At 58.6% G+C, this 23,247-nt stretch carries 18 protein-coding genes; 3 read left to right on the top strand and 15 right to left on the bottom strand.

Going from position 1 to position 23,247, the window contains the following annotated elements; all coding sequences use genetic code 11:
- Window position 1 precedes the first annotated feature (1 nt).
- The 15 genes from ABFA30_RS11315 to mtnA all read right to left on the bottom strand — a co-directional run bounded on the left by ABFA30_RS11315 (window position 2) and on the right by mtnA (window position 20,221).
- On the bottom strand, window positions 2-1,264 hold the full coding sequence (locus tag ABFA30_RS11315; protein ID WP_410045435.1) for a hypothetical protein: 1,263 nt from the start codon (window positions 1,262-1,264) through the stop codon (window positions 2-4).
- A complete protein-coding gene (locus ABFA30_RS11310; RefSeq protein WP_410045434.1) occupies window positions 1,257-2,363 on the bottom strand; it encodes a polysaccharide pyruvyl transferase family protein in 1,107 nt (368 codons plus the stop codon). The genes ABFA30_RS11315 and ABFA30_RS11310 overlap by 8 nt, the downstream gene beginning before the upstream one ends.
- Before the next feature lies 1 nt (window position 2,364).
- A complete protein-coding gene (locus tag ABFA30_RS11305) occupies window positions 2,365-3,450 on the bottom strand; it encodes a UDP-N-acetylmuramate dehydrogenase (protein ID WP_410045433.1) in 1,086 nt (361 codons plus the stop codon).
- Window positions 3,440-4,723, bottom strand: a complete 1,284-nt coding sequence (locus ABFA30_RS11300; protein ID WP_410045432.1) for a flippase — start codon at window positions 4,721-4,723, stop codon at window positions 3,440-3,442. Before ABFA30_RS11300 ends, ABFA30_RS11305 begins: the two co-directional genes overlap by 11 nt.
- Before the next feature lie 452 nt (window positions 4,724-5,175).
- Entirely contained in the window at window positions 5,176-6,240 is a 1,065-nt protein-coding gene (locus tag ABFA30_RS11295) for an LPS O-antigen chain length determinant protein WzzB (protein WP_410045431.1), read from the bottom strand.
- 215 nt (window positions 6,241-6,455) lie between these two features.
- Entirely contained in the window at window positions 6,456-7,895 is a 1,440-nt protein-coding gene (locus tag ABFA30_RS11290; RefSeq protein ID WP_410045430.1) for an MBL fold metallo-hydrolase, read from the bottom strand.
- Between the two features lie 103 nt (window positions 7,896-7,998).
- Window positions 7,999-8,262: a lipopolysaccharide assembly protein LapA domain-containing protein gene (locus tag ABFA30_RS11285; protein ID WP_225788216.1), complete on the bottom strand. Its 264-nt coding sequence runs from the start codon at window positions 8,260-8,262 to the stop codon at window positions 7,999-8,001.
- A gap of 19 nt (window positions 8,263-8,281) precedes the next feature.
- Window positions 8,282-8,578 (bottom strand): integration host factor subunit beta, encoded by a 297-nt coding sequence (ihfB, locus tag ABFA30_RS11280; protein WP_225788217.1) that lies wholly within the window; start codon window positions 8,576-8,578, stop codon window positions 8,282-8,284.
- Window positions 8,579-8,901: 323 nt separating this feature from the next.
- Window positions 8,902-10,578: a 30S ribosomal protein S1 gene (rpsA, locus tag ABFA30_RS11275; RefSeq protein ID WP_225788218.1), complete on the bottom strand. Its 1,677-nt coding sequence runs from the start codon at window positions 10,576-10,578 to the stop codon at window positions 8,902-8,904.
- 124 nt (window positions 10,579-10,702) lie between these two features.
- A complete protein-coding gene (gene cmk / locus ABFA30_RS11270) occupies window positions 10,703-11,389 on the bottom strand; it encodes a (d)CMP kinase (protein ID WP_253081299.1) in 687 nt (228 codons plus the stop codon).
- On the bottom strand, window positions 11,386-13,593 hold the full coding sequence (locus tag ABFA30_RS11265; protein ID WP_253091305.1) for a bifunctional prephenate dehydrogenase/3-phosphoshikimate 1-carboxyvinyltransferase: 2,208 nt from the start codon (window positions 13,591-13,593) through the stop codon (window positions 11,386-11,388). Before ABFA30_RS11265 ends, cmk begins: the two co-directional genes overlap by 4 nt.
- Window positions 13,594-13,750: 157 nt before the next feature.
- Entirely contained in the window at window positions 13,751-14,845 is a 1,095-nt protein-coding gene (gene pheA, locus ABFA30_RS11260) for a prephenate dehydratase (protein WP_253081300.1), read from the bottom strand.
- Window positions 14,845-15,930, bottom strand: coding sequence for a 3-phosphoserine/phosphohydroxythreonine transaminase (gene serC, locus ABFA30_RS11255; protein WP_225788222.1), 1,086 nt, complete (start codon window positions 15,928-15,930; stop codon window positions 14,845-14,847). The genes pheA and serC overlap by 1 nt, the downstream gene beginning before the upstream one ends.
- 207 nt (window positions 15,931-16,137) lie before the next feature.
- On the bottom strand, window positions 16,138-18,906 hold the full coding sequence (gene gyrA / locus ABFA30_RS11250; RefSeq protein WP_410045429.1) for a DNA gyrase subunit A: 2,769 nt from the start codon (window positions 18,904-18,906) through the stop codon (window positions 16,138-16,140).
- Between the two features lie 238 nt (window positions 18,907-19,144).
- Window positions 19,145-20,221, bottom strand: coding sequence for an S-methyl-5-thioribose-1-phosphate isomerase (gene mtnA / locus ABFA30_RS11245; protein ID WP_225788224.1), 1,077 nt, complete (start codon window positions 20,219-20,221; stop codon window positions 19,145-19,147).
- Window positions 20,222-20,327: 106 nt separating this feature from the next.
- Between mtnA and ABFA30_RS11240 the strand changes: the two genes are divergently transcribed.
- The 3 genes from ABFA30_RS11240 (at window position 20,328) to mupP (ending at window position 23,085) form a co-directional block, all read left to right on the top strand.
- The gene (locus ABFA30_RS11240; RefSeq protein WP_410045428.1) at window positions 20,328-21,650 is read left to right on the top strand and encodes a TRZ/ATZ family hydrolase; all 1,323 of its coding nucleotides are present in this window, start codon (window positions 20,328-20,330) and stop codon (window positions 21,648-21,650) included.
- Window positions 21,651-21,712: 62 nt separating this feature from the next.
- The gene (gene ubiG, locus ABFA30_RS11235) at window positions 21,713-22,411 is read left to right on the top strand and encodes a bifunctional 2-polyprenyl-6-hydroxyphenol methylase/3-demethylubiquinol 3-O-methyltransferase UbiG (RefSeq protein WP_225788226.1); all 699 of its coding nucleotides are present in this window, start codon (window positions 21,713-21,715) and stop codon (window positions 22,409-22,411) included.
- A gap of 2 nt (window positions 22,412-22,413) precedes the next feature.
- Window positions 22,414-23,085, top strand: coding sequence for an N-acetylmuramic acid 6-phosphate phosphatase MupP (gene mupP, locus ABFA30_RS11230; protein ID WP_225788227.1), 672 nt, complete (start codon window positions 22,414-22,416; stop codon window positions 23,083-23,085).
- Window positions 23,086-23,247: the final 162 nt, after the last annotated feature.

The following is a 23,247-nucleotide window of genomic DNA, read 5'->3' as shown; positions in this document are numbered from 1 at the left end:
ATTATATTCTGCGAAGAAAAGTTCTGCTTTTCAAATACACAGTAAGTGCAACAAAAAATAAAAACACACCCGGCGAAAAGTACCCTAGTCCTCGGAAGAAGAACTCCACTAAGAAGCCGAAAACTATCCCCCCCACTGCAACATAGTTTTTCACTATCACGCCTTCAACACTATCTAGCGTCGAAGATCGACGCAGCCAATAATTCATCGAAAAAATCACACTGAACAACAAAAATAAATAAAAAATAGAAAGCAGTAAGCCGAGCACTCCAAGCTCCGCAATGAGCTTGGCCGCAAGGAATCCGGCATCAGCTACATTAAAGTACTGCCCTGCGTGGCGGTATATTATCTCTGAGATTTCTGGTAGATAAGTAAAGTTTGACCCAAGCATCTGAAAGCCAAGTCCAAAGCCAGAAGTCCCTATAAAATTCGAATATGCCAGTGCCCAACCCTGTAAAAACACCAGAGCAGTTAAATTATCCGCCCCTGAAAAATCCAATCTATTCTTGAAGTATTCATTTTCCAGCAAGAAAAAATATAAAAAACAGCCTAGCAAGGCCAATGCAACAATTAGAACCCCCCATAAATACAACAACCTAATCCTTAGAAGAAACAAAAAACAACATATGCAAGAGAATAATAATAGGGTTAGATTTGGCATCAGCACTGCCAAGACCAGCATATTTAAGATTAGAAATATGCTAGCGAAAACACTAAGATTAACGATCACCCCGCAGGCAATTATACCCAGGAACAGTGAATAATGACTCTCCTCAGAAAATGGAAAAACAGGCTTGCTATAGTTTTCATACCCTAAAAAACTTGGCTGCCAAAACAACTTTAGCCAACCCAGGAGAATTAGAGTTATTAAAACAAAAATTAAAGCCCTATTGAAAATGCAGAAATCGTAATTGACAATTGACTGCCCTAGCAAAACTGCAACTGCGATGACGAAGAAAAACAACAACGAAATAAGTGACTTGCTTTCACCGGCGCTTAAGTATGCATACGCTCCAAAAGCGAAGGCCCCTCCAAACATGAAAGCAAACATTAATATCCCTGCAGCCGAAACTCGGAAGCCAAGTAGCCCACGAATATTTATCGCCAAAATACACATGCATGCCAGTAGCAGACCAGGAGCTAGCGAGGATAGTTTGAAAAATACAAACAAGAAACTTGGCACCACAAAAAGAAGTAATAAAGACATGACTAGGCGACCTGCACCAGCCTTATCCACCACTACATCTCTTTGAGTATCAGGCATCTTTTAGTGCCCTCTCCAGGAAATTAAAAGACTGCGTTCGCAGCTGATCTAACTTCCTGTTAGACTCAGTAAAATCAAAACTCCCCAAATATTCTTTTATGTTTTCTTCATCAAACTCATGCACAATACGCTGATCCAGCCCTAAAGCCTGCAAAAGGCTGCTTATACGATTTATACCAGTTGGTGGAGTTGTCACAATAAATGGTATATTGAAGTTAACAGCAAAGGCAGTACCATGAAATGAGTTCGTGACAACAAAACTAGCCCTAGAAAATAGATCAACAAACTCTTCTGGACCAACATCCATCATATGACGGTCGCACGAGTAATTTATTAATGGATCCTGATCGATCGCATAAACCTTCAACCCCAGCACTGATGCTGCCTTCTCAATTACCTTTTTTAGCAGCTTATCTTTCTTTAGTGCATACACCAGAATGTAATTATCCTTTATTTCGCTTTTCTTTGGAAACTCGGAAGCCCATTCTTCTTTACTCATCAAAAGTGTTGGGTCCAGCACATGCTCGACAGGACGCCCTAACGCGCTCTCTAAGAAAATCGCTGTGTCCTGCTCACGCACCGAAATATGCTCATACTGCTCTAAGTAATCAACTGCGTCCTTTAATTCAACAGGGGAAAACCTATAACTCCCCATGCTGGAAGCGTAAGAGATTCGTTTTTTATTTTGTGCAAAATCTAGGAAAAATCTACCGTCAAATTTTCCATTCTCGCTAACAATTTTTGGATTCCAAATTTGATCGCTTCCAGACACAAAAATATCGTTTTCTTCAGCTAAGCGTCGAAAGTCATCACCGTTACGTACAGTATCTGTTATGGAAAGATAGCTTGAGTTGAAATTTGCAAATTTCTTAATGGCTTTATATCTTGGCAAAATTCGCAAGACATCCTTAGCCATGCGCAGTACATCTCTTATGCCCCACCCGAATCTAAAAAGCTGCATTCCCTTGCTGGTGTATTCACACCGATAATCGATTACGGAAACCTGACCAAATTTTCTCAAGCTTTTCGCACATGCATACACTTGCAACGCTGCGCCATAATTATTCGCCCAGTGAATACTAATTAGTGCAATTTTCAATTCACAGTCCCTTTTCATCGATACTTGCAAGGATTTTTTTTGCCCTATCTTTCGCCAGATTCACTGGAAATTTTATAATTTCATTTTCAATTGGCGTAGCTGGATCAAGATGTTTTCGGACCATAGCCATGTAACAAAGAACATCTTCCGTTGTTGTAGTTCCGTCGTTAATTAAAATATTCATTGATTTTACTGACGGGGTATATGCCCGAGCCCCCCCACCTAAAAAGTACATCGCCAGTCTATTGAAAGCTTTATTGTGAGGTCGTTTACGCTGTATGAATTTTGATAATGGATTTTTCAGAAGAAGCTTCAAAGCCATACATGTAAAATAGAAAAAGGCAGACCCCTTAAGGAACTCTTTATAAAAGTCCCCCCTTACCGAAAACATACTTCCGAGGTTTGGGTAAGCGAATTCCTGATAGCTATGTCTAGCTATATGATAAGTTTCAATTTTTTTCGCAGAGACGGAGTGATCTACTGAGGGCAGTTCAAATTTTGCAGATACGATTATGTGATCGGCGTGCTTTTTAAAGAATGAAGATCGGTTATTGAATTCACATTGGTCTTTCGTAAGAACAATCATGTCTCCCTGAGGAGAGATAACATCTACTGAAACTAGATGATCCGAGATTGTATAGCCATACGCACCAGCATTCATGAAAATTCCGCCACCTAAAGTTCCAGGCACTCCCTCGAGCCCTTCTATCCCCCCCTTACCGTTAATAAGAGCAACTCGTACAAAGTCTTGGAGTGAATAACCACACTCTAACTTAAAGACTTCTCCGTCCACCTCAATTCCTGTTAAATTTTTTACTGTAATTATAACCCCATAATCCAGATCATCCAAAAAAAGAACATTGGTCGAAAGCCCTACAAGCTTCCACCCCAAACTATTTTTCCTTAAAAACAAAAGTGTGGCTTGTAGCTGCGTAACAGTAGAGGGAGAGATGTAAAACGCGGCAACCCCTCCCCTTTTAAAATACGTTTCATATTTCAAGCAAAAATCACGTTTGAATGGTATCGCCTGGCCCAGCAAAAAGTCATTTAACTTTTCAAAGCCTAGACAAAATGCTTCAGCGCTCATTCTGAATCTCCCCAAACACCTTGCGCTCCGCTCCATATAGATACAGAACCAATAGCAACAAATTGCTTAACAATGTCGAGTATGCGGCGCCGATGCTTCCCCAGGTGGGTATCACGATAAAATTTAAAGCGACATTGAACACGGCCACAATCAACATATATTTTACTTTAATTCGAATATTTTGGCTTGTGACTAGTGTGGCACCGGCACTTAGAGCGACCGATATCAGAGGTGCTGATACTGCAAGTATTCGCAGCAGTTGAACTGACTCACCATAAGATTCGCCAAAAACCCGGGAAATCAAAGTCTCGCTAATAACCCAGATGAACACCATAGCGCCCAACCCAAACAGCAACATCAGAATGTTACCTTTCCTATAAACCATATAAAACTTGCCTCTATCATTGGCTGACCACCTATGAAATTTTGGCAACAAATATTTTTGATATAAAACACTTGGAAAAAGGTAGACAGCGGTCATCACAGTAAAAGCAACATTATAATTCCCTGCGGCCTCACTCCCCACAATATAGTTCAATAAAATAATATCGCTTTGGAAATAAATTAAATGCGCGAATGCACCTACCCCAAAAGGCCACGACTGGCTTGCGACCATTCTCCAAGTTGGAACTTGATGGCTGTACACGACTTTTATACCGTGCCCTTTTAAATCAAGCTCCCCGCGAGAAATTCCGAGAAGTGATTTTATACTCATTAAAATACAGAGTACTGCCACGCATGCATAAATACCGCCAACCAATGTAGTCGACACTACTTTGTCAGAAGAAAAAAATATTAGACATACAAAAGTAAATCTAGCTAAATGTGGGAAAACCTGCCACAGAGCCAACGTAGAAAAGCGTTCTTCTAGCTGAAGCTTGCTACTTACTAAGTCATTACATATTTGCCCGACGATAAAAATCGAAAGAATCATCAGTAGATATCTATTGGTGGAATCATGCAGACCGCCCCAGATATATACCCCGACAATTACAAATGTAGTACTTATAAGCACAAAGGTAAAAGAAGGTCTAATCCACCTGACCGCCTGCCAACCTTCGGTTCCGAATACTTTCAGCCATAATGCCGACACGCCAATACCAGCCAAAGGGGCAACCAAGGTTACTGTAGCTAAGGCCGACGAAAAGTTTCCAAACTGTGCTACATTCAGCACACGTGCAATAACCACCTGAGTTACAAAGGCCATTCCAGCTCCTGCCAGAGACCCCACCCACAAAAAAGAAAGCAGCTTTAATGATTTTAGTTTCAACATCCTTCCAGCTCACGGTTATTTACAGCAAGTACCGGCTAAAGACCACATCACCTAAAATTTTACATATTCATAAATCATTAAAACGCGCCGCAAGATCTCTAAACTTTTCAATACTTACTCAGCAGTCCTATAGGCTACTTGAGTGTCCCCAGAATAATTTTATGTCCCTGGTTCCCCATCCAATAGTAGACGGAAAACATCTAAGTATGCACAGTATCAACGCCACAAACACACTCTTCACAACACCGAGGCTTTTGGATTGACTAAACAGAAGGCAATGGCTCAGCAGCATCTTGGTCTATTCTTGGAGATCGTACTCAACCTAGCACGCTTGCTTCGTCTGGCAGGAACAGATATCTCGCCATCATGACATGCCTGGTCGAAGATTCTGCTCCAAGACTGAAAGCTTGCCATTGTGGCAACTAATATCCCTCGACACCAGCAAAAGGCTGTCAAGCTAAAGACCGCTCACGCTCCTTAGAGCGACTCCACAAAAACCAGATAAGCGCAAACGCTATCCCTACGGAAATCCCAACAAACACGCCAATGATAATGATAATCGACTTCTTGGGTTTCACAGGCTTATCAGGTGACTCAATTGCCCCATCCTGTCGATAAACCTGAATAACGTTAGGATCAATTTGTAAATTACGATAAAAGGCCAGAGCCTCTTGCCACTGCCGCAGATTCTTGACAAATGCAGCATCCGAGGTGCGCATGCGTAGGTTGTTAATCTCGGCCTCTAGAGCTTTGGTTCCACGCATATACATCAGCGAACCGTCCATACCTGCAGAAACCTCACTCGATAACGTGTTCGAGATGATTGGAGGCTTCTCCAAGCCGATGGATTTGGCTACGCGCAATGCCTCGGTCAATTGAACAATCTGGTCTTCGCGCTGCTTCCGGGCACTTTCAAGTGCTGCATTGATCTGCTGTTCCAGGTTGTTCGCCTTGATCGTAGCGTCAGCCTTCACATCCCCAACAATCTCCTTCTGTCCACGATGGCCCGCCATCTCCAGATAACGGACAACCCATTCGGCCGCTTGTTGAGGATCCGATACGTTCGCTTTTACAAAGAACCGATCAGGTGTTTCCTTAGCGGCCACACCTAGTGACAGCACATTCAGGAATCGGCCATACAACTCATCCTGCGATCCCTTCCGCTCATCCTCTGACAGGCTCGGTAAATAAACAGTTCGGAAGAACTCCCGACGCAGTGACTCCGACTGAAGATTCCGGAGGTAAATCTCATAAACATCCTTTACAGTAAGCATGCTCAACTCAGTGTTACCACCCCGCCCATAGTTGAGTGGAGCGATATCGTTCTGGCTAGGCGGCTGGACAAATACTTTGGCCTCATAGACTGGCTTGGCAAGCAAGGCGTAAGCTACTGCTATCGCCGTTATGACTACGGTCGCGACGATAATCAGCACCTTCTGCTTCCACAACCCCTCGATCAGCTCGAAAAGATCAATCTCGTCACCATTACTACGTAGGCGCTCAGGTTCATTGCGCATTTATTCTGCTTTTCCTTGGGTCACGTCTATCCGCCTGCTCCGTAGGTCCCCATCAACCGTCCATCTGTCGGAAAGATGGAGTACTCGATGAAGCGTAGCGTCATTTTGCCAACCTGCTCGTTGTGCCTTATGCCTAAGCATTAATCAATAGTAGAGGCAACTCAACCGAGGAAGTTCCCCGCTTCCCGACCAACCCCCAGCCCTCCGCCAAGCGGTCATCCCGGTATGCTGATCTCCAGCTCCAATCCCAGCCTCGAGAAGCACCGCCGCAACGCCTGGGCCAGCGCCTGCTTCGCCTTCCCCTCACCATGCACAAGTACAACCTTTTTCACCGCATTGCCTTGCCCTAGAGCAAACCGCACCAAGCCTTCCTGGTCGGCATGCCCCGAATACCCCTCCAGCGTCATGACCTTCGCACGAATCTCAAGCATTCGTCCATCCAGGTCAACCCCCACCACGCCTCCAGCCTTCTGGCTGGCCTGAATGAAAGCCCCAGGCGTCCCTCTGGCCTGATACCCAATGAACATCACCTCATGCCGTGGATCCCCCAGCATGGCCTTGAGGTAATTGACGATTCGCCCACCAGAACACATGCCATTACCAGCAATAACGATAGCAGGCCGCCCCGTGCTCTTGAGGTAATTGACGACCTGCTGATGCCTGGCATGCGTATCGACACAGATCAACTGACCGAACCCGAGAGGATCACGCCCCTCCCCCAGCCGCTGCCTGGCTTCGTCATTCCAGTACTGGTGCAGCGCCCTATATGCCCGAGTCACCCGTTGAGCCAGGGGCGAGTCGAGGATGATGGGGAGTTGGGACCAGTCCAGAGGATCGCCGTCAGCCTTCTCGGTCGGGCTAGCCAGCAAGGCCTTGCGATGAAGGATGTCTTCGATCTCGTACAGCAGCTCCTGAGTACGGCCAAGGCTGAACGCAGGGATGAGAATGGTACCCTGGTCGGCCAGGGCGCGATCGATGGCGGCCTCCAGGCGCTGCTGGCGTTCGCTACGGTCGGGATGCAGGCGATCGCCGTAGGTGCTTTCCAGCACCAACAGGTCGGCGCGCTCCGGAGGCTGCAGGGGGCGCAGCAAAGGATTGCAGGGGGCGCCGAGGTCGCCGGAGAAGACCACACGGGTACTTGGCTCACCTTGCGTGTAACGCACATCGCACTCCACATAGGCCGAGCCGAGCAGGTGGCCGGCACGCTGCAGGCGTATACGGCACTGCAGGCCCTCACGGTCGACGACGCAGTACCACTGTTCGAACGGCACGGGCTCGATGAGGCCATTCAACAACTCGAGGTAACGGGCCACGTGGGTGGGTTCGCTGCTGATGCCGAGCTTGTAGGCGTCTTCGAGAATCAGCGGCAGAAGCACCGCCGAGGGTTCGCTGCAGAGGATCGGGCCGCGGTAACCGGCGGCGAGCAACGCGGGGACCCGGCCCACATGATCGAGGTGGACATGGGTGATGACCAGGGCCTGAATGCCTTCGATAGCGAAGCCTAGGGATGAAAACTCACCCTCGGGGCTGACTTCGGCACCTTGCTCCAGGCCGCAGTCGATCAGGAGACTGGTAGTGCTGTCGAGGTGCAACTGGTGGCAGGAACCGGTGACACCCCGGGTGCCGCCATGATGCGCAAGGGCGGGATATGCCATGCTGCTGATGCCTTTCGGGTGCGAGAAGTGAAGCGCCCTATTACTCCATGCCTCTGCCTGCACTTACGTCAGAGGATTCTCAAAACAGCATAGGAAAAGCCCTTTAACTACGAGACAGCGCCGCCTCGCGCGCAGCAGCTCGGATCTTGCGCTTGCTGCGCAATACGCCATAAGCCCCCAGCAACGGGCCAACGGCCAGGCCGACGACCAATGCTGCCAGCACCAGGATCGCCACCGGCACGGCCGGCGCCGACCAGCCGAACAGCATCAGGGATACCGTTTGCTGGTTCTCCAGAACGAAGAACAGGACCACTGCCGCCAACAGCAGCACGAACAACGCCGCGATGGCGCGCTTGAGGTTACGCATCAGGCTGTTCCTTTTTCGATCAGTGCGGGACCTGGTCTTCTTCGTTGACCCGGTCGCGCAGTTCCTTGCCTGGCTTGAAGTGTGGCACGTACTTGCCTTCGAGGTTCACCGACTGGCCGGTCTTGGGGTTGCGACCTACCCGTGGCGCCCGGTAGTGCAGGGAAAAGCTGCCAAAACCACGGATCTCGATGCGATCGCCAGTGGCCAGGCATTGTGACATCTGCTCAAGCATGGTCTTGATGGCCAACTCCACGTCCTTGGACGAGAGCAGCCCCTGATGGGTGACAATACGTTCGATCAGCTCCGACTTCGTCATATTTTTCCCTTCGTTATCAAGCAGCTAGATCATTGCTTAACCAGTTTGTAGCACGGTACGGCAGATTTGAACAGGGTGGTTCTTGACTTAATAAAAAAATTCAAGATTGAACGAAGTGAAATATGTCTTGAACTGGATGGGCTTGGCAGGGATTGGGTTGGGGCCGAGGGGGGGCACACCTTAAGGCGCATGGTGCCTGCGAGATCGCGCGGGCGGCGCTCGATTTGCCGACCAAAACCCACGACGCCCTTATCCACCCCGCAACAAAGCTCAAAAAAAAGGGCGACCCCGAAGGTCGCCCTTTTTTACCGATCAAACAGAACTTAGTTCTGCTTGGCCATCGCTTCGCGCAGCAGCGCAGCCATGGTGGTGTCGGCAGCCGCTTCCGGAGCGTTTTTCAGGCTCTGGATGGCTTCGCGCTCTTCAGCGTCGTCCTTCGACTTGATGGACAGGCTGATGACGCGGGACTTGCGGTCGACGCTGATGATCTTGGCTTCGATCTCGTCGCCTTCCTTCAGCACGTTACGGGCGTCTTCGACGCGGTCACGGCTGATTTCGGAAGCCTTCAGAGTAGCCTCGATGTCGTCGGCCAGGGTGACGATGGCGCCCTTGGCGTCAACTTCCTTGACGGTACCCTTGACGATAGCGCCCTTGTCGTTCAGAGCAACGAAGTTGGAGAACGGATCGTCTTCCAGTTGCTTGATACCCAGGGAGATGCGCTCGCGCTCTGGATCGACCGACAGGATGACGGTTTCCAGCTCGTCGCCCTTCTTGAAGCGACGTACGGCTTCTTCGCCGGACTCGTTCCAGGAGATGTCGGACAGGTGAACCAGGCCGTCGATGCCGCCTTCCAGGCCAATGAAGATACCGAAGTCGGTGATCGACTTGATGGTACCGGTGATCTTGTCACCTTTGTTGAACTGGCTGGAGAAGTCTTCCCATGGGTTGGACTTGCACTGCTTGATGCCCAGGGAGATACGACGACGCTCTTCGTCGATGTCCAGAACCATGACTTCCACTTCGTCGCCAACCTGAACGACTTTCGACGGGTGGATGTTCTTGTTGGTCCAGTCCATTTCGGAAACGTGTACCAGACCTTCGACGCCTTCTTCCAGCTCGGCGAAGCAGCCGTAGTCGGTCAGGTTGGTGACGCGAGCCTGTACGCGGGTACCTTCTGGGTAGCGCGAGGTGATGGCGACCCATGGATCTTCGCCCATCTGCTTCAGACCCAGGGAAACGCGGTTGCGCTCACGGTCGAACTTCAGGACGCGAACGTCGACTTCATCGCCAACATTGACGATTTCCGACGGGTGCTTGATGCGCTTCCAAGCCATGTCGGTGATGTGCAGCAGGCCGTCGATACCACCCAGGTCCACGAAGGCACCGTAGTCGGTGAGGTTCTTGACGATACCCTTGACCTGTTGGCCTTCCTGCAGGGTTTCCAGCAGGGCTTCGCGCTCGGCGCTGTTCTCGGCTTCCAGCACGCTGCGACGGGAAACGACAACGTTGTTGCGCTTCTGGTCCAGCTTGATGACCTTGAATTCCAGCTCTTTGCCTTCCAGGTGGGTGGTGTCGCGCACAGGGCGGACATCGACCAGGGAGCCTGGCAGGAACGCACGGATGCCGTTAACGTCGACAGTGAAGCCGCCCTTAACCTTACCGTTGATAACGCCCTTGACCACTTCTTCGGCGGCGAAAGCTGCTTCCAGAACAATCCAGCACTCGGCGCGCTTGGCTTTTTCACGGGACAGCTTGGTTTCGCCAAAGCCGTCTTCGACCGCGTCCAGCGCAACGTGAACTTCGTCACCGACCTTGATGGTCAGCTCGCCAGCTTCGTTGATGAACTGCTCGAGCGGGATGACGCCCTCGGACTTCAGGCCAGCGTGAACGGTAACCCAGTCGCCGTCGATGTCGACAACGATACCGGTGATGATCGCGCCCGGCTGCAGATTGAGGGTTTTCAGGCTTTCTTCAAAGAGTTCTGCAAAGCTTTCGCTCATTTTAATTCCTGTAGATTCGGGCGAAACAGACGCCCATCGCCACATTCCAGACAATGTGGGTTTCGTTCATGTAAAGGAAGACCGGCAGGACGTTGACTGGTGACCCTGCCTGCCTTCCTGGCTATCAGAGCAGATCGCGCTGGACGAGCTCGCTCCTGATGCGTTGCAACACCTGCTCGATGGACAACTCGGTGGAGTCCAGCTGGATGGCATCGGCCGCCGGTTTCAGCGGGGCTACCGCACGCTGGGTGTCGCGCTCGTCGCGCGCACGAATCTCATCTAGCAGACTCGCCAGACTAACATCATCGCCCTTCGCCTTCAACTGCAAATAACGGCGTCGAGCGCGTTCCTCCGCACTGGCGGTGAGGAAGACCTTCAAGGGCGCGTCCGGGAACACCACGGTGCCCATGTCGCGGCCATCGGCGATCAGCCCGGGGGCTTCGCGGAAGGCACGCTGGCGTTGCAGCAACGCTTCGCGCACCGCCGGCAGCGAGGCGACCATCGAGGCGCCGGCGCCGACCGTCTCGGTGCGGATGACATTGCTGACATCCTCGCCTTCGAGGATGATCTGTTGCAGCTTACCCGGTTCCGCGGCGATGAACTGCACATCCAGATGGGCGGCCAAGGCCTTGAGCAGTTCCTCGTTGGTCAGGTCGACGCCGTGGTTGGTGGCGTTGAAGGCCAGCAGGCGGTAGAGGGCGCCGGAGTCCAGCAGCTTCCAGCCCAACTCGCGGGCCAGCAGGCCAGCCACGGTGCCCTTGCCCGAGCCGCTTGGCCCGTCGATGGTGATGACCGGTGCTTGCGAACTCACGACTTGCCCTCTTCTGCAACACGGATGCCGACTTCAGCGCACAGCGCCAGGAAGTTCGGGAAGGAGGTGGCGACATTGGCGCAGTCATGGATGCGGATCGGCGCCGTGGCACGCAGCGATGCCACGCTGAAGGCCATGGCGATACGGTGGTCGCCGTGACCATGCACTTCGCCCCCCCCGATCGGGCCGCCGTCGATGATGATGCCGTCCGGGGTCGGTTGGCACTTCACGCCCAGGGTGACCAGGCCGTCGGCCATGACCTGGATACGGTCGGACTCCTTGACCCGCAGTTCCTCGGCGCCCCGCAGCACGGTACGGCCTTCGGCACAGGCCGCGGCGACGAACAGCACCGGGAACTCGTCGATGGCCAGCGGCACCAGGTTTTCCGGGATCTCGATCCCCTTGAGCTTCGCCCCGCGCACGCGCAGGTCGGCCACCGGCTCGCCGCCGACTTCACGCTGGTTCTCCAGGGTGATGTCACCGCCCATCAGGCGCAGGATGTCGATCACGCCGGTACGGGTCGGGTTGATGCCGACGTGTTCGAGCACCAGCTCCGAACCCTCGGCGATGGACGCCGCCACCAGGAAGAAGGCTGCCGAGGAGATGTCGGCCGGCACTTCGATACGGGTCGCGGTGAGCTTGCCGCCGGATTGCAGCGAGGCGACCGGGCCGTTGGACTCCACGGCATAGCCGAAGCCGCGCAACATGCGCTCGGTGTGGTCGCGGGTCGGCGCCGGCTCGGTGACGGTGGTGGTGCCTTCGGCGTACAGGCCGGCCAGCAGCAGGCAGGATTTGACCTGGGCACTGGCCATCGGCAGGGTGTAGTTCAGCGCCTTGAGCGTGTGGCCGCCACGGATGGTCAGCGGCGGACGGCCCTCGGGGCCGGTCTCGACCACGGCACCCATCTCGCGCAGCGGGTTGGCCACACGGTTCATCGGGCGCTTGGACAGCGAAGCGTCGCCCGTCATGGTCACGTCGAACGGCTGGGCGGCCAGCAGGCCAGACAGCAAGCGCATCGAGGTGCCGGAGTTACCCAGGTAGATCGGCCCGGGTGGCGGTTTCAGGCCATGCAGGCCGACACCATGGATGGTCACCTTGCCATGGTGCGGGCCTTCGATGACCACCCCCATGTCGCGGAAGGCCTGCAGGGTCGCCAGGGCATCCTCGCCTTCGAGGAAACCTTCGACCTCGGTGGTGCCTTCGGCCAGCGAGCCAAGCATGATCGAGCGGTGGGATATGGATTTGTCGCCCGGTACGCGGATCCGTCCGGACAGGCGGCCACCAGGTTGGGCCAGGAAAATCAGATCGTTGGCGTTCATAGCGTCCACATAGGCCCGGCGGGCCAGGATTTTACTGAAATGCTCGCGGGCGACCCGGGCGCGGGTGAACACACCCAGCAGTTGGTGCCCGTCCCCTGCATCGACCGCGTCGCGCAAGGCGTCGAGGTCGCTGCGAAATGTATCCAGGGTGCGCAGGACGGCCTCGCGATTGGCGAGAAAGATGTCGTGCCACATGATCGGGTCGCTGCCGGCGATTCTCGTGAAATCGCGGAAGCCCCCCGCAGCGTACCGGAAGATATCCAGGTTTTCATTGCGCTTGGCCAGGGAGTCGACCAGGCCGAAGGCCAGCAGGTGCGGCAGGTGGCTGGTGGCGGCCAGGACCTCGTCGTGGCGCTCCACCGGCATGTGCTCCACATCCGCCTCCAGCGCGCGCCACAGGCGGTCGACCAGCGCCAGCGCGGCGGGGTCGGTCTCGGCCAGTGGCGTGAGGATCACCTTGTGGCGACGGAACAGCGCGGCATTGGAGGCCTCCACCCCGCTCTGTTCGGAGCCGGCGATCGGGTGGCCGGGGACGAAGCGCGGCAGGCGCTCGGCGAAGGCCGCACGGGCCGCGCGCACCACATTGCCCTTGGCGCTGCCGACGTCGGTGATGACGGCATCACCCAGGTCCAGGTCGGCGAGGCGGGCGAGCACTTTCTCCATGGCCAGGATGGGCACGGCCAACTGGATCACGTCGGCGCCGACGCAGGCTGCGGCGAGGTCTTCTTCGCAGCGGTCGACCACGCCCAGGGCCACGGCCTGCTTGCGCGACGGGGCGTCCAGGTCGACGCCGACCACCTCGCGGCACAGGCCGCTTTCACGCAGGCCCTTGGCGAAGGAACCGCCGATCAGGCCCAGGCCTACGACCACCAGGCGACCGATGATCGGCCCCGGTTTGTTTGCTACCACATCAACCACGTGTGCGAACCCTGTTCAGAAACTATGCCAGTCAGTGAGACCGCAGGGGGCTGCTGCGCAGCCCATCGCGACGCAAGGCCGCCCCCACAAGTACCGCGTTTGCGCAGCGACCCCGAAATCTCGATCAGAGTACCGCCTTCGGATAGGACCCCAGTACCTTCAGCGCCACGGCCTCCTGGCTGATCTGCTCCAGCACCGCCTTGATCAGCGGGTCGCGGTGGTGGCCGACGAAGTCGATGAAGAACACGTAGGTCCACTTGCCACTGCGCGAAGGACGGGTCTCGATGCGGGTCAGGTCGATGCCGTTCTCGTGGAACGGCACCAGCAGCTCGTGCAACGCACCTGGCTTGTTGCTCATGGAGACGATGATCGAAGTCTTGTCGTCGCCGGTCGGTGGCACTTCCTGGTTGCCGATCATGAGGAAGCGCGTGGAGTTATCCGGGCGATCCTCGATTTTCTCGGCCAAACGGGTCAGGCCATAGAGGTTGGCTGCCATGTCGCCGGCGATCGCCGCAGAGTTCCACTCGCCCTTGACCCGCTTGGCCGCCTCGGCGTTGCTGGACACCGCCACCCGCTCGACGTTCGGGTAGTGGGCATCCAGCCACTTGCGGCACTGGGCCAGGGACTGGGCGTGGGAGTAGATGCGGGTGATGCTGTCGGTCTTGGTGTTCTCGCCCACCAGCAGGTGATGGTGGATGCGCAGCTCGACCTCGCCACAGATCACCATGTCGTGCTCGAGGAAGCTGTCCAGGGTGTGGCTGACCGCACCCTCGGTGGAGTTCTCCACCGGTACCACGCCAAAGTTCACGGCACCGGCCGCCACTTCGCGGAACACTTCGTCGATGGCCGCCATCGGCCTGCTGATCACGGCATGGCCGAAGTGTTTCATGGCCGCGGCCTGGGTGAAGGTCCCTTCTGGGCCCAGGTAGGCGACCTTGAGCGGCTCTTCCAGGGCCAGGCACGAGGACATGATCTCGCGGAACAACCGCGCCATCTCTTCGTTGTCCAGCGGCCCCTTGTTGCGCTCCATCACGCGCTTGAGTACCGCGGCCTCGCGCTCGGGGCGGTAGAACACCGGTTTCTCGCCTTCGGCCAGGGAGGCGGTCTTGACCTTGGCCACTTCCTGGGCGCAACGGGCGCGTTCGCTGATCAGCTCGAGGATCTTCTCGTCGAGGCTGTCGATGCGCACGCGCAGGGCCTTGAGCTCCTGGTCGGACATCAGCCGTGCTCCTTCTCGAATTCAGCCATGTAGGCCACCAGGGCGTCCACCGCCTCCAGGCCCAGGGCGTTGTAGATCGAGGCGCGCATGCCGCCGACCGAACGGTGGCCCTTGAGGTTGAGCAGGCCGCGGGCATCGGCGCCGGCCAGGAAGGCCTTGTCCAGGCGCTCGTCGGCCAGGCGGAACGGCACGTTCATCCAGGAGCGGGCATTGCTGCTGATCGGGTTGCTGTAGAACGCGCTGTCGTCGATGAAACCGTACAGGCGATCTTTCTTGGCGCGGTTGCGCTGCTCCATGGCCTCGACGCCACCCTGCTCCTTGAGCCATTCGAACACCAGGCCCGAGAGGTACCAGGAATAGGTGGCCGGGGTGTTGTACATCGAGCCGTTGTCGGCGGCGACCTTGTAGTCGAGCATGGTCGGGCAGCTGCTGCGGGCATGGCCGAGCAGGTCCTCGCGGACGATCACCACCACCAGGCCGCTGGGGCCGATGTTTTTCTGTGCACCCGCGTAGATCAGGCCGTACTGAGAGACGTCGATCGGGCGCGAGAGGATGTCGGAGGACATGTCGACCACCAGGGGCACATCACCGGTCTCGGGCACCCAGTCGAACTGCAAGCCGCCGATGGTCTCGTTGGACGCATAGTGAACGTAGGCAGCGCCCTTGGTCAGGTTCCACTCATTCTGGCCTGGGATAGCCAGGAAATCGTAGGGCTTGGCGCTGGCGGCGACGTTGATGTTGCCGAAACGGCGCGCCTCGTCGATGGCCTTCTTCGACCAGATGCCCGTCTCGATGTAGTCAGCCGTGCCGCTTTCCGGCAGCAGGTTCAGCGGGATCTCGGCGAACTGCTGGCTGGCACCGCCCTGGAGGAACAGCACCTTGTAGTTGGAGGGGATGGACAGCAGGTCGCGCAGGTCCTGCTCGGCCTTCTCGGCGATGGCCACATAGTCGTCGCTGCGATGGCTCATTTCCATCACCGACAAGCCCTTGCCACGCCAGTCCAGCATCTCGGCCTGGGCACGCTGCAGGACAGCGTCGGGAAGCGCAGCAGGGCCTGCGCAGAAGTTAAAGGCTCGTTTGCTCACATCCACTCTCGCTCTAAACAGAACAAAAACCATTACATGGGTTAGCAGCGACCCTGTGGGAGCGGGCTTGCCCGCGAACACCGGCAAGGCCGGCGCCCTACACCGCAGCGTCTGCTTCGCGGGCAAGCCCGCCCCCCACAGGGCCAGGCTTTACCAGCTGTTATCAGTCAAACGGGGCGACCTTGGTCGCCCCGTCCGGGTGTAGCATTACTCCTGCGGCGCCTCTTCGGCCCCCGCATTGTCGTCCGCCGTCTCAGGCACGTCGACTTCGACGCCCTCCTCGTCCGCTTCGATGACGTCATCGAAATCGTCCTCGGACGGCTCCTGGATACGCTCCACGCCCACCAGGGTCTCGTCGGTGGCCAGCTTGATCAGGGTCACGCCCTGGGTGTTGCGGCCCAGGCTGGAGACCTCGCCGACACGGGTACGCACCAGGGTGCCCTGGTCGGAGATCAGCATGATCTCCTCGCCTTCCTGCACCTGGATGGCGCCGATCAGGTTGCCGTTGCGCCCCTTGGTACCCATGGCGATCACGCCCTGACCACCACGGCCGCGACGCGGGAACTTGGACAACGGCGTGCGCTTGCCGAAGCCGCGCTCGGAGGCGGTGAGGATCTGCGCGCCGGACTCGGGGATGAGCATGGAGATCACCTGCTGGCCCTTGCCCAAGCGCATGCCGCGCACGCCGCGGGCGTTACGGCCCATCTCGCGGACCGCGCTCTCGGCGAAGCGGATCACCTTGCCGGCGTCGGAGAACATCATGACTTCCTTGGCACCGTCGGTGATGGCCGCGGCGATCAGGGTGTCGCCTTCCTTGAGCTTCAGGGCGATCAGGCCGCTGGAGCGCGGACGGGCGAACTGCACCAGCGGGGTCTTCTTCACGGTACCGGAGGCGGTGGCCATGAAGATGTAGGCGCCGGTCGGCTCGGCGGCCCATTCCGGGGTATCGCCGTCTTCCTCGTCGTTATCCTCGGCCTCGACCAGTTCGCCTTCGATCACGCTGTCGTCGGCGTCGTCCAGGTCTTCCTCGGCATCGGCGCTCTGCTGCAGGGCCTCCAGGTCGACCTGCAGCATGGCGGTGATGCGCTCACCCTCCTCCAGCGGCAGCAGGTTGACCAGTGGGCGGCCGCGGGCGGCGCGGGACGCTTCGGGGATTTCGTAGGTCTTGAGCCAATACACCTTGCCCTTGCTGGAGAACAGCAGCAGGGTCGCGTGGCTGTTGGCCACCAGCAGGTGCTCGATGTAGTCCTCGTCCTTCACGCCGGTGGCCGACTTGCCTTTGCCGCCACGGCGCTGGGCCTGGTAAGCGGACAGCGGCTGGGTCTTGGCATAGCCGCCGTGGGAGATGGTCACCACGCGCTCTTCTTCCGGGATCATGTCGCCGTAGCTGAGGTCGTGGCTGGCGTTGAGGATCTCGGTGCGGCGCACGTCGCCGTATTCGGCACGGATCGCTTCGAGTTCCTCGCGGATCACTTCCATCAGGCGCTCGGCGCTGCTGAGGATGCGGATCAGTTCGCCGATCTGTTCGAGGATCTCCTGGTACTCGGCCAGCAGCTTCTCGTGCTCCAGGCCGGTCAGGCGATGCAGGCGCAGGTCGAGGATCGCCTGGGCCTGTTCCGGCGACAGGTAGTACTTGCCGTCGCGCAGGCCGTACTGCTCCGGAAGGTCTTCCGGGCGGCAGGACTCGGCACCGGCGCGCTCGACCATCACCTGCACGGCGCTGGATTCCCAGGCGGTGCTGACCAGGGCTTCCTTGGCCTCGGACGGGGTCGGCGAGGCCTTGATCAGGGCGATCACCGGGTCGATGTTGGACAGCGCCACCGCCTGGCCTTCGAGGATGTGGCCGCGCTCGCGAGCCTTGCGCAACTCGAACACGGTGCGGCGGGTCACCACTTCGCGGCGGTGACGGACGAACGCCTCGAGCAGGTCCTTGAGGTTGAGCAGGCGCGGGCGACCGTCGATCAGGGCGACGATGTTGATGCCGAACACGCTCTGCAGTTGGGTCTGGGCGTAGAGGTTGTTGAGCACCACCTCCGGCACCTCGCCACGGCGCAGCTCGATGACGATGCGCATGCCTTCCTTGTCGGACTCGTCGCGCAGCTCGGTGATGCCTTCGATCTTCTTCTCTTTCACCAGCTCGGCGATCTTCTCGATCAGCCGTGCCTTGTTCAGCTGGTAGGGCAGCTCGGTGATGACGAGCTGCTGGCGGCCGCCGGCCTTGTCGATGTCCTCGACCTCGGAGCGAGCACGCATGTAGATGCGGCCACGGCCGGTGCGATAGGCCTCGATGATGCCGGCGCGGCCGTTGATCAGGCCGGCAGTGGGGAAGTCAGGGCCGGGGATGAACTGCATCAGCTCGTCGACGGTGACCTCGGGGTTGTCGATCAGCGCCAGGCAGCCGTCGATGACCTCGCCGAGGTTGTGCGGCGGGATGTTGGTCGCCATGCCCACGGCGATACCGCTGGAGCCGTTGACCAGCAGGTTGGGGATCTTGGTCGGCATGACCGCCGGGATCTGCTCGGTGCCGTCGTAGTTGGGCACCCAGTCGACGGTTTCCTTGTGCAGGTCGGCCAGCAGTTCGTGGGCCAGCTTGGTCATGCGTACTTCGGTGTATCGCATGGCCGCGGCGTTGTCGCCGTCCACCGAACCGAAGTTGCCCTGACCGTCGACCAGCAGGTAGCGCAGCGAGAACGGCTGGGCCATGCGCACGATGGTGTCGTAGACCGCGTTGTCGCCGTGGGGGTGGTATTTACCGATGACGTCACCGACCACACGGGCGGACTTCTTGTACGGCTTGTTCCAGTCGTTGCCCAGTTCGCTCATCGCGTACAGCACGCGGCGATGCACGGGCTTCAAGCCATCACGCGCATCGGGCAGCGCTCGCCCGACAATCACGCTCATCGCGTAGTCGAGGTAAGACTGTCTCAGTTCGTCTTCGATATTGACCGGGAGGATTTCTTTGGCCAGTTCGCCCATGAGAAGCCTGATTCCTTTTTCTGGTGAAACTTCGTCGTTTCCCTCGGAGGACGAACGAAGCTCGCCGCCGCAGCGCACAGTGGTGCGACGACTTACGACAAATCAATGAGTTGAGCCATGGATCTGCGCAATGAGAGCCGCTGCAATGGGCGGCCCTGGAAACTGTCGGATGGTATCACAAAGGCAGAGATCGAGCGACATGCTCGAAGCCTCCAGCGGCAAGCTGGAAACCCGCCGCTCAGTGCAACCGCTTGCGGCACATCAGTTGCGCCAGCTTCGCGGTGTCTGGCCGCTCGACCACACCTTTCTCGGTCACGATCACATCGACCAGGTCCGCCGGAGTCACATCGAACACCGGATTGAACACCTCGGCCTCGGCCGCCACCCGATTGCCGGCCACGTCCAGCAACTCATCGGCATCGCGCTCCTCCAGCGGGATGTCGTCGCCCGTGGCCAGGTTCAGGTCGATGCTGGTGCTCGGCGCCACCACCATGAAACGCACGCCATGGTGCATGGCGCTCACCGCCAGCTGGTAGGTGCCGATCTTGCTGGCCACGTCGCCATTGGCGGCGATGCAGTCGGCCCCCACCACCACCCAGGTGATGCCCTTGGTCTTCATCAGGTGGGCCATCGCCGCGTCGGCGAACAGCGTCGCGGGAATGCCCTCGCGGGCCAGCTCCCAAGCGGTCAGGCGCGAGCCCTGCAGCCAGGGACGGGTCTCGCTGGCGTAGACCCGCTCGACCATGCCCTCCAGGTAGGCCGCGCGGATCACCCCCAGCGCGGTGCCGAAGCCACCGCTGGCCAGCGCGCCGGCATTGCCGTGGGTCAGCAAGGCCTGTTCGTTGCCCTGGTGCCGGCGGATTAGCTCGATGCCATGCTGGGCCATGGTCAGGTTGGCTTCGCGGTCGCTCTCGTGGATGGCCATCGCCTCGGCCTCCAGGGCTGCCAGCGCGTCTTCCTCGGCACGCAGGCGCTGCAGGCGCTCGCGCATGCGGTTGAGGGCCCAGAACAGGTTGGCAGCGGTCGGCCGCGCCTCGGCCAGGCAGAGGAAGTCCTCTTCCAGCGCCTGCTCCCAGTCGTCGCCCTCGGCCAGGCGCTGGCGCAAGGCCAGGACCAGGCCGTAGGCGGCACTGATGCCGATGGCCGGGGCGCCACGCACCGCCATGCCGCGGATCGCCTCGGCGACCGCCGCGACATCGGTGCAGGTCAGCCAGCATTCCCGGGACGGCAGCAAGCGCTGGTCGAGCAGGTGCAAGGCGCCGTCGTGCCAGCGGATGCCGGTCACCTTCTCCGCCGCCAAAAGTCGCTCACGCATCGCCTCTCCCCAACGTCCGGACATAAAAAGCGGACGATTATAGCGAGCCTCGGCCGCAGACGCTCGGGTATACTGCGCGTTCCGCCGAATCGCCCAGGTACCGCGCATGCCCACAGCCCCCTTCCCCCTCGACCTGCTGCTCGTTCCACAATGGCTGGTGCCCGTGGAACCGGCCGGTGTGGTGCTGGAGGGCCATGCGCTGGGCGTGCGCGACGGGCGGGTCGCCTGGATCGGCCCCCGCGAGCGGGCACCCCAGGCCCATGAGGTACGCGAGCTGCCCGACTGCCTGCTGTGCCCCGGCCTGGTCAACGCCCATGGTCACGCCGCCATGACCCTGCTGCGCGGGCTGGCCGACGACCTGCCGCTGATGACCTGGCTCGAGCAGCACATCTGGCCGGCCGAGGGCCGCTGGGTCGACGAAGGGTTCGTGCGCGACGGCACCGACCTGGCCATCGCCGAGCAACTCAAGGGCGGCATCACCTGCTTCGCCGACATGTACTTCTTCCCCCGGGAGGCCTGCGACCGGGTGCACCGCAGCGGCATCCGTGCCCAGGTCGCCGTGCCCTTGCTGGACTTCCCCATCCCCGGCGCACGCACGCCCGAGGAGGGCCTGCACCTGGCCATCGAGCTGTTCGGCGACCTGCGCCACCATCCGCGCATCAGCATCGCCCTGGGGCCGCACGCGCCCTACACGGTCAACGACGAGAACCTGGAGAAGATCCGCGTCATCGCCGACCAACTGGACGCGCCCCTGCACATGCACATCCACGAGACCGCCGGCGAGGTCGAGCGGGCCCTGGCCGAACGTGGCGAACGTCCACTGGCGCGCCTGGCCCGCCTCGGCCTGCTCGGCCCGCGCCTGCAGGCAGTGCACATGACCCAGGTCAGCGACGAGGACCTGGCCCTGCTGGTAGAAAGCGACACCAGCGTGGTGCACTGCCCCGAGTCCAACCTCAAGCTGGCCAGCGGCTTCTGCCCGGTCGAACGCCTGTGGCTGGCCGGGGTCAACGTGGCAGTAGGCACCGACGGCGCGGCCAGCAACAACGACCTCGACCTGCTCGGCGAAACCCGCACCGCGGCCCTGCTGGCCAAGGCGGTGGCGGGCTCGGCCACGGCCCTGGATGCCCATCGGGCGCTGCGCATGGCGACCCTCAACGGCGCCCGCGCCCTGGGCCTGGAGGCCGTCACCGGCTCGCTGGAGGTGGGCAAGGCCGCCGACCTGGTGGCCTTCGACCTGTCGGGCCTGGCCCAGCAACCGGTACACGACCCGGTTTCGCAACTGATCTACGCAACAGGCCGCGACTGCGCGCGGCACGTCTGGGTGGCCGGCCAGCAATTGCTCGACGACCGCCGCCTGACCCGGATGGACGAACAGGCCCTGACGGCCACCGCCCGCGCCTGGGGCGCGCGCATCGCAGGCAAGGAATGACCGGCCGGCAGCCACGGCTGCCGCCCTGTGACACTTTTATCGAAGATTCAGAGGACTGTTCCATGAGCAACGTCGACCACGCCGAAATCGCCAAGTTCGAAGCCTTGGCCCACCGCTGGTGGGACCGCGAAAGCGAATTCAAGCCGCTGCACGACATCAACCCGCTGCGGGTCAACTGGATCGACGAGCGCGCCAGCCTCGCCGGCAAGAAGGTGCTGGACGTCGGCTGCGGCGGCGGCATCCTCAGCGAGGCCATGGCCCTGCGTGGCGCCACCGTCACCGGCATCGACATGGGCGAGGCGCCGCTGGCCGTAGCCCAGCTGCACCAACTGGAGTCGGGCGTGGAGGTCGAATACCGGCAGATCACCGCCGAGGCCCTGGCCGAGGAAATGCCCGGCCAGTTCGACGTGGTCACCTGCCTCGAGATGCTCGAGCACGTGCCGGATCCGTCCTCGGTGATCCAGGCCTGCCAACGCCTGGTCAAGCCCGGTGGCCAGGTGTTCTTCTCGACCATCAACCGCAACCCCAAGGCCTACCTGTTCGCCATCATCGGCGCCGAATACGTCATGAAGCTGCTGCCACGTGGCACCCACGACTTCAAGAAGTTCATCCGCCCCTCGGAGCTGGGCGCCTGGAGCCGCACTGCCGGCCTTGAAGTGAAGGACATCATCGGCCTGACCTACAACCCGCTGACCAAGCACTACAAGCTCAGCGGCGACGTCGACGTCAACTACATGATCCAGACCCTGCGCGAGGAATGAGCATGCGTTTGCGAGCAGTACTCTTCGACATGGACGGCACCCTGCTGGACACGGCGCCGGACTTCATCGCCATCTGCCAGGCCATGCTGGCAGAGCGCGGCCTGCCAGCCATCGATGACAAGCGCATCCGCGACGTGATCTCCGGCGGCGCCCGGGCGATGGTCGCGGCGACCTTCGCCATCGACCCTGAAGACGAAGGTTTCGAGGCCCTGCGCCTGGAGTTCCTCGAACGCTACCAGCGCGACTGCGCGGTGCACAGCCGCCTGTTCGACGGCATGGCCGAGCTGCTGGCCGACATCGAAAAAGGCAACCTGTTGTGGGGCGTGGTGACCAACAAGCCGGTGCGTTTCGCCGAGCCGATCATGCAGCGCCTGGGCCTGGCCGAGCGTTCGGCATTGCTGATCTGCCCGGACCACGTGAAGAACAGCAAGCCCGACCCGGAGCCGCTGATACTGGCCTGCAAGACACTGAACCTGGACCCGGCCAGCGTGCTGTTCGTCGGCGACGACCTGCGCGACATCGAGTCTGGCCGCGATGCCGGCACCCGCACGGCGGCGGTCCGCTACGGCTATATTCATCCTCAGGACAACCCCAACAACTGGGGCGCTGACGTGGTGGTGGACCACCCGCTGGAACTGCGCAAGGTGATCGACAGCGCGCTCTGCGGCTGCTGATTTTCAGCCGCAAGCTGCAAGCCACAAGAAAGAGTAAACCGTGCAGCACCCTAATGTCAGTCAGTTAAGCGGCGCTTTGTCATTTTTGGGGCTGCCTTGCAGCCCATCGCCGGCAAGCCGGCTCCCACAAGGACCGCGGCGACCACACATGATGCGGTTTGC

It is taken from the genome of Pseudomonas sp. HLMP (genome assembly GCF_046365545.1).
GTDB lineage: Bacteria > Pseudomonadota > Gammaproteobacteria > Pseudomonadales > Pseudomonadaceae > Aquipseudomonas > Aquipseudomonas guariconensis_B.
This window is presented reverse-complemented; position numbering and strand designations above follow the sequence as displayed.